The following is a 12,582-nucleotide window of genomic DNA, read 5'->3' as shown; positions in this document are numbered from 1 at the left end:
TCCGTTCATTTCTAGGACTATTCGTCCAAAGGCATGATTTCAACTTTGCGGAATTGAATCGGGTGACTTTCCGACTGCAGCGAGATCGTCCCACCGGAAAGCATGACGTCGCCACCTGCCTTTTCGATCAGTTCTTTCGAGTGTTCGTCGCGCGGATCGAGTTGCGACTTTTCGTACTCAAGAACCACTTGGCCATCCAGGATGTGCTTGATGGTTCCGTTGCCGTGCACTTCAATTTCGGCGGTGACCCATTGGTCGCCGTGGTAAGTCTTCGAGCTGCTGTTGATGCAGTGTGGCTTGAACAACTTACCTTCCATCACAACGTTCGTGCCTGGCGTGCACAGGTTGCTCGTAGGACGATTGCCCTTGCCGCTGCCACCTAAGATCTGAACTTCGATCGAAGCGGGGAAGTCCTGATCTTTGCCCATCGTCTTTGGATCTTCGCCGTGAATCATCACGCCGCTATTACGGAACGCCCAGCCGGGGCCCCCTTCGCACTGATCGCCGATGAAGCGATACTCGACCCGCATGCGATAGTTGCTGAATGGCTTTTCATAAAAGAGATGACCGAAAGTTTCGTTGAACTTGTCGTATCCCTTGTCGTAGGAAACGGTCAACAATCCATCTTCGACACGGAAGGTGTTGTTCGGATCTTCGCCTAACTCGTGGTAGCGGATTTTCGGGGTCCAACCAGTAAGGTCTTTACCGTTGAACATCTGAATCCATTCCCCTTCCTTCGCAGCATCTTTGGAATCCGCTTCTTCTGCCCGGAGAGAAACCACGCTCGCCAAGGCGAGAACCAAAGTAAGACCAAACAAACGTTGCATTTTCATGAGGGGGAACCTCCAGATTAAACAGACGACCACCAGCGGCGGATAGATAGAAAAGGGGCGAATGCCGAAACACTTCCTATTCGGAATCTATCAGTGTAGTCGACCGTAAATGAGGTCTGTAGTCGGGAGCGACGTTTTCACGAAATGAAAACTGCCCACCATCAGGAGGGCAGTTCACGATCCACTTGTTCATTCTTACGAGTTTAATACCCGATGATCGGCATACCGACGGTACGTGGCACTGGCGCTGGAGTGCTGTACCAGTACGTCTTGCGATAATAATTCGTCGTCGGTGCTGGTGGATAGTAAGTGGTTGTCGCTGGGGCCACCGTCGTTGCTGCCGGGGCAGTAGTCGGTGCGTAGTAGGTGGTGTTAGCCACTGGCGGGGTGTAATACGACGTCGTCACTTGCGGCTGATAGTAAGTGGTCGTCGGAACATAGTTCGTCGTCACGACTGGGCTATTCACGTAGGTCGTCGTCGCACCAGGAACGAGAACGGGCTTCATCGAGGTTCGAAGGCCGAGCAACCCGGTGCGAACTGGGATATAGCCTACGGCAGTCGGTGGTGCCACCGTGGTAACAACTTGAGCCTGAGCCGTTTCAGCAGCAAACATTGGCGCCAAGGCAACAACCCCGGCGATCAGCAAACCTCGGAACATGATATGTCCCCCTCGAATTGAAAAGTTGATTTTATATTCAGGTGATAGGCCCAAGACAAAACAAAGTCATTGTTCCATGGGCGGTCGAAGAAACAAGGCAAAATCGGTGCCAAGGTCACATTCTGAAAAAATTCTCTTCAAGTCTAGGACACGGTTGGTCAGAGAGCGTTCAAGCTGGCTGACAATAGCCACACATCGCCAAAATCGAATTGATTAAGCGAACAATGGCGCGGAATGGCTCATTTTGAAAGGATTGTTGTCAGATTGACCTCTTACTTCCAACTGCGCCCGGCTGACCGTCGATTGGAATAGTCGCTTTAACCCGTGCAATTCAACTCGGATCGACGAAATGGCAGTTTTGGGCATTTGATTGGCATGTGGAATGCGTCCCATTAAGCCTTGCGCACGATGATCGCGTCGTGCCTTATTCGTATCGCACGGTCAGCGCGGTGTTCCCTGAAAGAGAACCAGCAAGGTTAAAAATACCTAGAGGAGTTCCATGATGTCCCCCCGTCCAATATGGCTGACAGGTCTAATGATCTGTCTGATCGGACTTCCCTCCTTCGCAGATGCCCAAGGCAAGGGTAAAGGCAAAGGCAACGGGAATGACAAAGGCGGCCAAGCACGCCAGTCCGAAGGTCGAAGCAACGCACGTCCTGAGAGGTCGCGTCCATCCCCAAGCGTTAATCGTGATCGTGGGCAGTCCGCACCGGCTCCGAAAGCAAAGCCGAGCCCAGCCGCAAAGCCTTCTCCGGCTCCAAGTGCACGTCCAAGTCAGCCGATCAAGCGTCCTGATCGAGCGGAACGGCAAGGGTCGAGCCGGAATCCTGGTAACTCCCCTCGCTCTTCATCGTCGCTAGATAGTCTGCGCCAACGCCTGGAATCGAACGGCAATCGCGGTAACTCGGGTCGACCTGGGCCGGACCGAGGCAACACTGGGCCAGATCGAAACCCGGCGAATCGTCCCGACATGACACGTGAAAATCGTCCCACGCCGAACGATTTGCGAGACATGTTCAATCGCGACCAGCCGACTGATCGTAACCGTCCGGGCCGAGGTCCAGATCGCGGTGATAACAATGGTCAATCGCTCCAAGATCGTCTTCGTGATGCCCGCGAAAACTCGCGCGGTCCGGCCGACAATCGTGTCCGTCCTGGGAACGCCGAAGACATCCAACGTCGTCTGCGTGAGATGAACCGTGGTGATGCCAACAATCGCCCGAATCCGGCCGATCGTGACCGCGGCCCTCAGATTGACCGTGATCGAACGACGGTAAATCGTCCGAATATGCAAGACCGACCGCAAGGTCCAAACCGCGCTGATGGAGACCGTCGTGGCAACGATCGTCCTGGCGACAACCGCGTCGGAAACAATCAGCAGGCTGTTCGTCCTAATTTCGATTGGCGAGATCGTTCGCAACGCGATTCGCAATTCCGTGATCAACTTCAAGCGGTTCAGCAGCGAGGTTCGCTCGATCACGATCGAATTCGTAACGAGCTAGTTCGGGCGGAAAAAAATCATCGCGATCGCGACGGACATCACGAGCGTCACCGCGATGGACAGTTTGACCGGAATTGGGATGGTCGTTGGGGGCAAAACGATTGGCACCACGTTCCGAATAACTGGTATCGCTATACCTCAAATATTCGCAACAACGCCTACCGCCACTTCCACTACGGTTGGAACAACAACTGGCGACCGAATAATCGCTACCTCAACAACTGGCTCTTCTACACCTACACTCCCCGTCCAGGCTACTGGTGGTCGTGGGGTTCGCCTTATCGGTTAAGTACTTGGGGCTTCTGGGGTAGCAACCCGACCTATCCGGTCTACTACGATTACGGTTCCACGATTGTCTATGACACGCAGTACATCTACGTGCAAGACGAACCGATCGCGACCCGTGAGCAATACGCGCTGCAGGCGATCGCCTTGGCGAACGAAGGACGGAAGCAACTCCAGAGCAAGCCACCGATTGAGGGTAATGGAAGTCCCGAGGACTGGCTGCCACTAGGTGTGTTTGTTCTCACCGATACGGAGACCGGTCAGGGCAATATTTACCTGCAATTGGCCGTTGATAAGGATGGTTTGATCGCGGGTACCTACTACAACGCTTCCTCCGAGAACTCGTTGCCAATCTGGGGTAAGGTCGATCCGACTTCGCAGCGTGTGGCTTGGATGATTGGCGAGACCTCATCCACGGTCATGGAGACAGGTATTTATAACCTGTCGCAAGAAGCTTCCTCGGTGCTGGTTCACTACGGCGTCGAACGTGAAGAAACTTGGATGCTGGTTCGCTTGCCTGAGGACCCGAATGGGAACGAACTACCGTAAGAACATACGAATCGTTCTTTCAGGTCGAAAACGCGAAGAGGCCCGAGCTGATTGCTTGGGTCTTTTTTTTTGAGCCATGTCAGGCCAATTTGAGTCTGGTTACCCGTGGTGGCCATGAGGTAAGCCGATGGTCGAAATTTGCGATTGATGTCGATTTTTACAAGGATTAGTTAGTAAAATCCCAGAATTAATGAGATATTGTGTTTGCATGGAATGTGAACTGGAACTTGCGCGAACCTAGCCACCTGTCTCCGCGTTAATGGCGCAACGGGCGAGTTTCCTTGAAAATAACCGTCGAATCGCAATATTCGTTTCATACGAAGGTGATTCTAAACCTATATTTGTCGTGAGCCGGTGTATTTCAGCCAGGGAAGAGGTTGGGAATTGCGGCCAAGGCGCAGCGAATCCACTAGATTTCCTGTTTTGTGTAGCTTTCTTTCAGCAAAACAGCAATGTGGTGGCTTTTATTTGAGGCCTTGATCGTGGTGACCGATGTAAGGTCTGAAAGAAGAAACTGGCGAAAACATTGGTCAGGTTTTTGTGACACTTTCCGAATGAACAAGCCCATCTAAAATCGGCTTTTCTTTTGGACCGCCAACACCTGATATACAAGTAAGTTCTGATCCAAGATCTCGCTGGATTGCGATTCATCCCATGGATGAATCGTATCACGGGGCAGCGAGAGTTGACCTTGGCATCGAACTGAATCAAGGGCAGCAACATCACTAGAGGTAAAACAGGCATGTCCGTTTTTCCGGGTAGACAGTTTGCATCCCATGACTTCAGAATCATCCGTAGTACATTTTGTCGATGACGACCCATCCGCGCGCGAAGCATTGCTGCAACTCGCGAGGTCTGTTGGGCTCACGGCTTACACATATAGCTCTGGCGAAGAGTTTCTGGATCAAATCCAGATGTCTCAGCCTGGGTGTGCGGTTTTAGATATACGCTTGCCAGGCATCTCTGGGCTTGAGGTTCATCGCCGTATCAATCAAGCGGGCTATCCGCTGATTGTGATCTTCCTATCAGCGCATGCCGATGTGCCAACGACGGTCCAGGCCATGAAGCTTGGCGCCTTCGAACTGTTCCAGAAACCTTGCAACACATCCCGATTGATCGAGGCGATCCGCCAGGCTCTCGAAAAGAACCAACAGAACTTCGAGCGACACTTGCGAAGGGAAGAAGCCAATCAGCTTCTGCACGAGCTCTCGCACGAAGAGATGAAGGTCCTCGAACTCATGTTCTTAGGGCGGACCAATCAAGAGATCGCGGATCGTTTACAGCTCAGCTTGCGGACCGTTCAGTTTCGCCGCTCGAGTATCTTCCGAAAGACGAACGTCGAATCAAAATCGAATCTGTTTGATATGTTGTTCGACGCAGGTTGGAGCCCAACTCCGGAAACCGTTCGCGAAGATGAGCCTTCCAACCATGGGGGCTGATCTGCCCGGTTAACCCCTTGTTTGCCGTGCTGCGTACAATAGAAGGCAGATGTTTCAACTTCTTCTGCCTGGAATTCGTTCGTGGACCCTGTGAACCCATATCGTTCTCCTCAGCCTGAGACCTCTGCCGAATCATACGTCGAGTCCGATATCTTCCGGGGAACGACGTTAAGCTGGTTCGTGGATCGTTACGTGTTCTACGTGCCTGAGATAGCAGAAGTTGTACCGCAGGCGATCGCTTTCTACGAGGCGACTAAGGCCCACGTAATCTCTCAAGCCCCGCTCACGTTCTGGCGAGGCAATCTCTGGTCGACTCTGCTCGGACCAGAGCGGTATGCCCGACAACGAATTGTGATTAACACCGATACGGACGAGCATCGCGTTGGGGTCGAATACCATATCAATATGGTGCTTCCCACTCGGCTCTACTATCACAGCCAACGCGAAGTATTTCGTCTGGCGACGGAACTAGGGGCGACGCATCGATCCGACGTGGCGTAGAGATGGATGTGTTGAATCTGAGTCGCCAGTTGCTTGATCGTTCCGGGTTTGGCCTGCCGAGCGACTTATTAGGCCAAGAAACAAAAAAGGCGAAGCCAACTAGCTTCGCCTCTTTTGTTGTTCTCAACATGCTTATTTGATCGACCACTGCGGCCAGCTACCGTAGCGTTGTAGTTCCATGAATAGCAGGATAGCGCCGGTTGTCAGTGCGATGAAAGACAACATCAACATGGCGGTATAGATATTCAACGAGGACTTGCGTCCCGACTTATCCGAGCTTGGTGTAGACATTGTCACCTTTCTTAATCACGCCGCGGCGATAGTCCCTGATGATTTCACCGACCGCACGATCAGGTTGGGTCTGCTTGATGATGATACGGCCGAGATAAGTGTCACCGCGGAAGACGTCCAGCGTGTTCCCTTCGTGGATGCCGTCGTCGGCACCGACCGAGATCTCGACCATGTCTTTGTCATTCACAGCTAGGACTTTTGCGTCCAATTGCGGCGGAATGTTGTCGACTGGGGTGTATTCGTTCATACCATTGGCGGCCAGAACCTTGCCCATCCGTGCGACCTGCGTCGCAAGCTGCATTTCGCGTTCTTTCAGGCGTTCCTGCTCGACCTTGTACTGTTGCAGCTTGTCGGTCAGAGCAACCACTTCCGCGAAGCTGTTATCACGATCGGCTTGGGCCGTCTTAATGTCGGTCCGCAGTTGGGCAACTTCTTCTTTTAGATTCTTCGAGTTGGTTTCGGCCAATTCGAGCAAGGTCTTCATGTCGGCTTCCGACTTGACGAGACGTTCATTCTCTTGATCGAGACGAGCCAAGTTCGCTTGCTGCAACTGGTTGCGGGCAACCAGTGAAGCGATCGCGTAAACGCGAGCGGCGCGCTCCTGTTCAAGCTTCATTTGCACCTTCTGCAGTTGGTCCTGCAAGGCGGCTTCCTTGGCCTTCAGCTCGCTGATGGTCTTTTCCATCCCCAACTTGCCAGCGCCATCTCCCTTAACCTCGGCCCGCCAGTTCTTGTGGGTGGCATAGGTCATCATCGCAACGGTCATGAAGACCATGCTCATGAGGAGAATGAGGACAGTAAAGATCTTTCCGATCAATGTCATGGATTTGACTCCTTCAATGGCTTCCGCCAAGGCCTTGCCGGGATCGGTTTCACGTCGCTCGCAGCTTTCATGGAAGAAACCATGGGTGATAAGCAAGCCGCGTCCATGCAGATTGACGGATCCAACAACCGAAAAGCAGCCCTTTCGAGGTCAATCTCGAAAGGTACCGGGTGTGTAATTAGGGACAAGATGCGTGAGTATTTACGGCCAGTATAATTCTGGTGTTTGAACAGTGTCAACAAAACGGGAAAATTAGTTTGGGGGTTCTGGGAAATATGGCGGCAAAACCGGCACTTTGCGGATTCGGGGCCAACTCCCCTGACTCTAATATAAACGACGATAACGTTTTACGACGGATTTCCCGCTAAGAATTCCATATCGTTGGGCGATATCCTCCCTATTATTGGGAAGCGTCCCCCTGAATAGTGGTGCCCTTGTCAGCCGTTCGCATCTTTCGCTTCGAACGCCACTGAAGAAAGGAAGACACCAAAAAGAGGGGTGTCGTTAGCAGGAGGCAGCTGGCCGCGAACCAGTCTCCATAGCGGGTGTAGGGAGAAAGGGGGCGATCTGACGCGTACGCTTCGGCTACCAAGTAGCTGGTCTTACGAATTGGTGCAAACTGTCGAACTTTCCCTTGCGCATCGATTGAGGCAGAGACACCTGTGTTGGCAGCAACCAACATCGGCCGGCGATTTTCGACGGCACGGAATCGGGCACACGTCAAGTGCAGGTCTAGAATGCTCGTTCCCCAGAACCATCCGTCATTGGTCAGGGTGACCAGGACATCCGTGCGTTTCCCGGCCGCGTCAAGCGTTCGGACTTGGCTAGCGACAAGCTGAGGGACCGTATTCTCGAAGCAGATACACGGTACGAGATTCACCTCGTCCACTTCGACCACGATCGGTCCTTTCCCTGGAGTGAGTCCTCCACCGATGGGAAGCCAGTCGTAGACGAACGGGAACCAGTCGCCGAAGGGGACATATTCGCCGAACATCACCGGATGCGTCTTCTCATAGCGGGTGACGATCGTTCCTTCGTGGCCCACATGAATCGCGGCGTTGTAGTGATCGACTTTCTGATTGCCGTAACGAATGACGGATGTACCCAGAAGAAGGGGCGACTTCCATCGATTTACGGCCAAACCATGAAGAAAGTAGTGAAAGCCGCGCGCGGTTTCCAAAATACTTTGCTTGGCCCGATCGCCTGATGGGCCCCATGATGCAGGTGGAGCGAAGTTGTTGGCGACCTCAAAAACCATGTGCGGCCCCATGGTGGTCTCGGGCCAGACAATCAAATCAAGGTTGGGATACTCGGCAACGAGAAGATCAGAAAGTTCCGAGTATTGTTCGAAGGTCCGCGTTGACTGCGTTGGATCGCCGAAGACGGTATCAATCGAGCCCTGCACGAGACCGATCCGTACGGGGCCTTTCCCAGCTTCGTTTTGCTGGGCAATGCGTGCCGCATCGAGCTTCTCGTCTTGGGTAAGCCACAGTTGGCCAATTCCATACGTTCCACCAAGTACGACAATCGCCGCAATGATCCAGGCCGCACGCATGTTCCACGGCTGCGTTTTTCGATCGGAAGGCGCGGCCTCCCATTCGGGGACCACCATCAGCAACAAGGAAGCGACCAGCATGACCAGGAAGCTGACGCCGTAAGCTCCCGTCACCGCAGAGATTTGAATCAGTGGGAGAACATCGACTTGCGTATGACCCAACTGGGCCATCGAAAACCCCGTGGCGAAGTATGCTCGAACATACTCTAAGGCCGTCCAGACCAGCGGAGCGACGATTGGGATCGGTACGTTCAAACGATGGACAATCAGTCGGCTGAAGGCAACAAACAACGGGATGTAAACTGCGAGGTAGCCACTGAGAACCGGCCATCCAAAGGCTCTCGTCGCCCAGTGGGCCTTACCGATGCCGTACAAGACGGTCAGCCAGAATAAGCAGCCTGAGACGTAGATCAGCCAGTATGCTCTTTTGGGCAAGGCATCAGCGCGAATCAACATCAACCAGCCAATCGGGGCCACCCAAGCTAAGAGCGTAAGATTGACCTTCGGGAAAGCTAATGCCAGCAACAACGCGCTCGCGATTCCGTACAAGAGCACGCCGCGCCAAGTGAGCGGTGAAGAATTCGGCTGAGATACGGGCTGAGGCACGCTAATAATGCTCGCATGAGGTCAGGGAGGATAGACGAACCCTAATCTAAGTGGTTTTGAGCTGGCGTCCTAGATCGATTCAGAATGGTTGGGAGCTACTCTTCTTCGGCTTCCTCAGCTTTGCCATTGGGCCCGTTTCCAATGAAGATCTGCATCATCCGACCCTGGTTCCAGCAATCCCAACCTTCGGACAGCTTGTTTTCTTCGTTCACACGAAGCCAAGTCATGCCGCGGAGGCTTACCCGAGAATGGGTTGGTTCAAAGCCGAAGCCATCACCCGTATGCGTGCCCGTCAGAAACCACCGAACAACCACATCCGGTGGTTGTTCAATGATGCCTTCCAGATCGATTTTTAGATCGGGCATGGCGGCCAACACGTTATCGCGGAATTCCTTGAACGCATGCATGCTGAAATAGCGAACGTCCGATTCCGCGTGTCCGACCGCATCTGCGGCTGACAGTTCGAAGATGGCATCGTCGTTACGTTGGTTCCAAACTTCTTCGAACCACGTTTCCGCCATTTTCGTGAGTTGGCTCACTACCTAATTCCGCCTAATTTGTTCCGTGTTGGCAAGAGACGCCCCTGGCCAGGGCCCCTCTTGTTTAGGAGGAGTTTAACCCACAAAAAGTAATTTCCCAACCGGTAAGAAGGAGGACTAGATCATTATTGCCGAGATGAATTGGCCAGCTTCGTACTTGGTGTTTGGGGCGAAGCTTGCCAGCGCATTGGCTTTGGCCAATGTTGCCAGGTCGGCTGATCCCTTCCAATCCAAGGGCGAAATGGTTGCTCCAGCCCCTTCTTTCCGGCAAGCCATCGCCGGGAAGTAAACGGGACGATCGCCATGATTGACGAAGTCACGGGTGAGAAGGAAGCCAGGCACATACAACGGTGCCTCTGCCCTTCCCTTCAGCTGATTAAGCGCAGAACGAACGAACAGATGAAAGCATACCAAGCTGCTGACGGGATTTCCTGGCAACCCGAATACCAGCGTTGTTTTGTCGCCAGACACGCGTTTGCCGAACCACAGCGGCTTGCCGGGCTTGATGCAAACTTTATGGAAAATCTGTTCCACTCCGTTCGCCGCTAACTCGGAGGGAACCAAGTCCAAAACGCCCGAGGAAACGCCGCCAGATAGGATCAGGATATCCGATTCCAGACCTTGCGAAATCGCATCGGCCAAGTCCTGGCGTTTGTCACGGACGATCCCAAGTTGATTGACCGTGGCACCTGCCTCGCTGGCCATCGCCTCAAGCATGGGGCCGTTACTATTACGGATTTGCCCTGGGGCAGGCTCTTCGTGGGCGCTGACTAACTCGTCGCCGGTGCTGATAATCGAGATCGAAGGCGAACGATGAACGGTAACCCGCCCTTTGGACATATCGGACAGAATGCCAACTTCGATTGGCCGAATTACGGAGCCGGCGGCGAGCACCACTTGGCCTTCTTTTAAGAGGCCACCCCGTTTCAAAACGTTCTTTCCGGGGGAAACGGTTTCGGTGATCATGACTCGGTGGACATTCTCCGAGTCGATTTGCGTGTTCTCGACCAGAGCGACGGCGTCCGCGCCGGGTGGCATCGGAGCACCGGTCATAATGCGGGCACACGTGCCGGGCCGGATCACTTCGACTGTTGTGACGCCGGCGGCAATTTCGTCGACGACTTCCAGGTTCGCAGGGCCGTCGTCCAAATCTGCTGCGATTACCGCGTAGCCGTCCATCATCGACTTATCAAATGCTGGCGAATCTTGTTCGCTGATCAGATCGTGGGTCATTGCCGAGCCCAGGGCATCGACCGCATCACATTCGTAGGTTGGCAGAGGCGTTGCGTGCTTGCCAATAAGTTCCAGGGCCTCTTCGACGGAATGCATGACATGACTCCCATTGTCGGCAGCCCGGGGCTCAGGACGAATCGTTCGGTCCTGGATACTGCCTACGGAATATTGATTATTTCCAACTAAGTTGTAACAGGTTGAATCTCTAGAAAGCGACGCAACATATCGGTCCCCGTTTCACTAAGGAAACTCTCTGGATGGAATTGAAGACCAAGCATGGGGAGTGTTTTATGGCGAATCGACATGATTTCTTTCTCGCCGTCGGGCATGACGCTCCACGCGGCAACCTCGAAATCACTTGGCAAGGTGTCGGGTTTGATCACCAGGCTGTGATAGCGCGTGGCGATGAATGGGTTGGGCATGCCTTCGAACAAGCCCTTACCATCGTGATAAATCTCGTCCGTTTTGCCGTGCATGAGGCGTTCTGCTCGGACAATCGTTCCACCGAATGCTTGCCCCATCGATTGATGGCCGAGGCATACGCCGAGGATAGGCAACTTCTCAGCGAAGTACTTGATGGCCTCGACGGAGATACCCGCTTCATTTGGCGTGCAAGGTCCGGGGGAAACGATCAAATGGGTCGGTTTCAGCTTTTCGATCGTGGCACAATCGATCTGATCGTTTCGGTAAACCTGTAAATCTAAAGACGGATCGATCTCGCCCAGACGTTGAACCAAGTTGTAAGTGAACGAATCGTAGTTGTCGATCAAGAGGATCATGCGAGGGCTCAGCGAGGCATCAAGTTTAAGGTTGTCAGTTAGTTAAGTGCGTGAGTTGGGGGACAATCGTATTTTACGAGTTGTTCACGTGTCGAACCTGAATTCCGATCAGAATCATTCCGACGATGGTTTCTCCGAATCGGATGAATCGTCTTCCTTCTTTTTTTTCTGTCCGCGAGCCATGGCCAAAATATCGGCCGTACTTGGTTTGGGGGGATTGGGGTCTTTCGGAGGAGACACTTCTGCGGACGTCTCCAGATTGGCTGGCTTCTTGCCTCGAGCCATCGCGAGAATGTCAGCGGTGCTCGGCTTCTGTGGGGCATCGTCCTTCTTTTGCGGAGATTCCGGAGACTTGTTGCTCTCGCCTCGCAGCAGTGCCAGCTTCTCAGCCGTGGAAAGGGATTTCGTATCCTTGGCGAGCTCGGTGGATTCCGATTTCGGTTGGCTTGCCTTCCCACTCGCCGCTGCCAAGATGTCTGCTGTACTTGGTTTCTTACTTTCAGGTTTGTCCCCTGCCGGCTTCGCGTTGGATTTGCCGCGGGCCATGGCCAGAATGTCCGCTGTGCTGGCAGAACTTTTCTTCTTTGGCGCCACTTCCGACGATGAAGATTTGTCAGCGGGACCTTTGACGTCGGTCTTCTTTGCTTCCGTGGGCTCAGGCGCGGGGACAATCTTCAGAAAGTCGACATCAATGTCATACCAAGAGATATCGTTCGAACCGAGGAATTCGACCAGGGCACGACCGCTCATGTTAACCGTGCGGACAATTCCCGTGCGACCTTCAAATCGCTTCAATTCCGGCACCATGTTGGCGATGGCGACGTACTTGTCGGTGTACTCTTGTTTGAGCTTTTCGATGTGCTCGAAAACCATACCCAACTCGCAGCGGCAACTAGGTCAAACGGTAAGCGCGCGAGTACAAGCTCGCTTCCCTTATCATAAAAGAAGCCACCCTAAATCGCTATGGCTAGGCTTGTAAGAGGGGAGAT

The 12,582-nt window shown here is 53.4% G+C and carries 12 protein-coding genes; 3 read left to right on the top strand and 9 right to left on the bottom strand.

Annotated elements, in window-relative coordinates; all coding sequences use genetic code 11:
- Positions 1-17: 17 nt before the first annotated feature.
- The gene (locus C5Y83_RS19005; protein ID WP_199195074.1) at positions 18-833 is read right to left on the bottom strand and encodes a DUF1080 domain-containing protein; all 816 of its coding nucleotides are present in this window, start codon (positions 831-833) and stop codon (positions 18-20) included.
- Positions 834-1,036: 203 nt separating this feature from the next.
- Entirely contained in the window at positions 1,037-1,492 is a 456-nt protein-coding gene (locus C5Y83_RS19000) for a hypothetical protein (protein WP_105331331.1), read from the bottom strand.
- A 499-nt stretch (positions 1,493-1,991) separates the two neighbouring features.
- On the opposite strand from C5Y83_RS19000, the gene C5Y83_RS18990 reads away from it, so the two are divergent.
- The 3 genes from C5Y83_RS18990 to C5Y83_RS18975 all read left to right on the top strand — a co-directional run bounded on the left by C5Y83_RS18990 (position 1,992) and on the right by C5Y83_RS18975 (position 5,767).
- Entirely contained in the window at positions 1,992-3,827 is a 1,836-nt protein-coding gene (locus C5Y83_RS18990; RefSeq protein ID WP_146117832.1) for a hypothetical protein, read from the top strand.
- 776 nt (positions 3,828-4,603) lie between these two features.
- Complete coding sequence (locus C5Y83_RS18980; protein ID WP_105331327.1) at positions 4,604-5,266, top strand: response regulator transcription factor; 663 nt, start codon at positions 4,604-4,606, stop codon at positions 5,264-5,266.
- 81 nt (positions 5,267-5,347) lie between these two features.
- Positions 5,348-5,767: a hypothetical protein gene (locus C5Y83_RS18975; RefSeq protein ID WP_105331326.1), complete on the top strand. Its 420-nt coding sequence runs from the start codon at positions 5,348-5,350 to the stop codon at positions 5,765-5,767.
- 132 nt (positions 5,768-5,899) lie between these two features.
- Here C5Y83_RS18975 and C5Y83_RS29460 read toward each other — a convergent pair whose 3' ends face one another.
- The 7 genes from C5Y83_RS29460 to C5Y83_RS18945 all read right to left on the bottom strand — a co-directional run bounded on the left by C5Y83_RS29460 (position 5,900) and on the right by C5Y83_RS18945 (position 12,466).
- Positions 5,900-6,058 carry a hypothetical protein gene (locus C5Y83_RS29460; protein ID WP_158262411.1) on the bottom strand — a complete coding sequence of 53 codons (159 nt, stop codon included), beginning with the start codon at positions 6,056-6,058 and terminating at the stop codon, positions 5,900-5,902.
- Entirely contained in the window at positions 6,036-6,881 is an 846-nt protein-coding gene (locus C5Y83_RS18970; RefSeq protein ID WP_146117831.1) for a hypothetical protein, read from the bottom strand. The genes C5Y83_RS29460 and C5Y83_RS18970 overlap by 23 nt, the downstream gene beginning before the upstream one ends.
- 400 nt (positions 6,882-7,281) lie before the next feature.
- Positions 7,282-9,042, bottom strand: coding sequence for an apolipoprotein N-acyltransferase (lnt, locus tag C5Y83_RS18965; protein ID WP_146117830.1), 1,761 nt, complete (start codon positions 9,040-9,042; stop codon positions 7,282-7,284).
- A gap of 95 nt (positions 9,043-9,137) precedes the next feature.
- Positions 9,138-9,581 carry an ester cyclase gene (locus C5Y83_RS18960; protein ID WP_105331323.1) on the bottom strand — a complete coding sequence of 148 codons (444 nt, stop codon included), beginning with the start codon at positions 9,579-9,581 and terminating at the stop codon, positions 9,138-9,140.
- A gap of 117 nt (positions 9,582-9,698) precedes the next feature.
- Positions 9,699-10,910 carry a gephyrin-like molybdotransferase Glp gene (gene glp, locus C5Y83_RS18955; protein ID WP_105331322.1) on the bottom strand — a complete coding sequence of 404 codons (1,212 nt, stop codon included), beginning with the start codon at positions 10,908-10,910 and terminating at the stop codon, positions 9,699-9,701.
- An 86-nt stretch (positions 10,911-10,996) separates the two neighbouring features.
- Entirely contained in the window at positions 10,997-11,593 is a 597-nt protein-coding gene (locus C5Y83_RS18950; protein WP_105331321.1) for an anthranilate synthase component II, read from the bottom strand.
- A gap of 114 nt (positions 11,594-11,707) precedes the next feature.
- Positions 11,708-12,466: a hypothetical protein gene (locus tag C5Y83_RS18945; RefSeq protein ID WP_105331320.1), complete on the bottom strand. Its 759-nt coding sequence runs from the start codon at positions 12,464-12,466 to the stop codon at positions 11,708-11,710.
- Positions 12,467-12,582: the final 116 nt, after the last annotated feature.

This window comes from Blastopirellula marina, assembly GCF_002967765.1.
In the GTDB taxonomy this organism is placed as follows: Bacteria; Planctomycetota; Planctomycetia; order Pirellulales; family Pirellulaceae; genus Bremerella; species Bremerella marina_A.
This window is presented reverse-complemented; position numbering and strand designations above follow the sequence as displayed.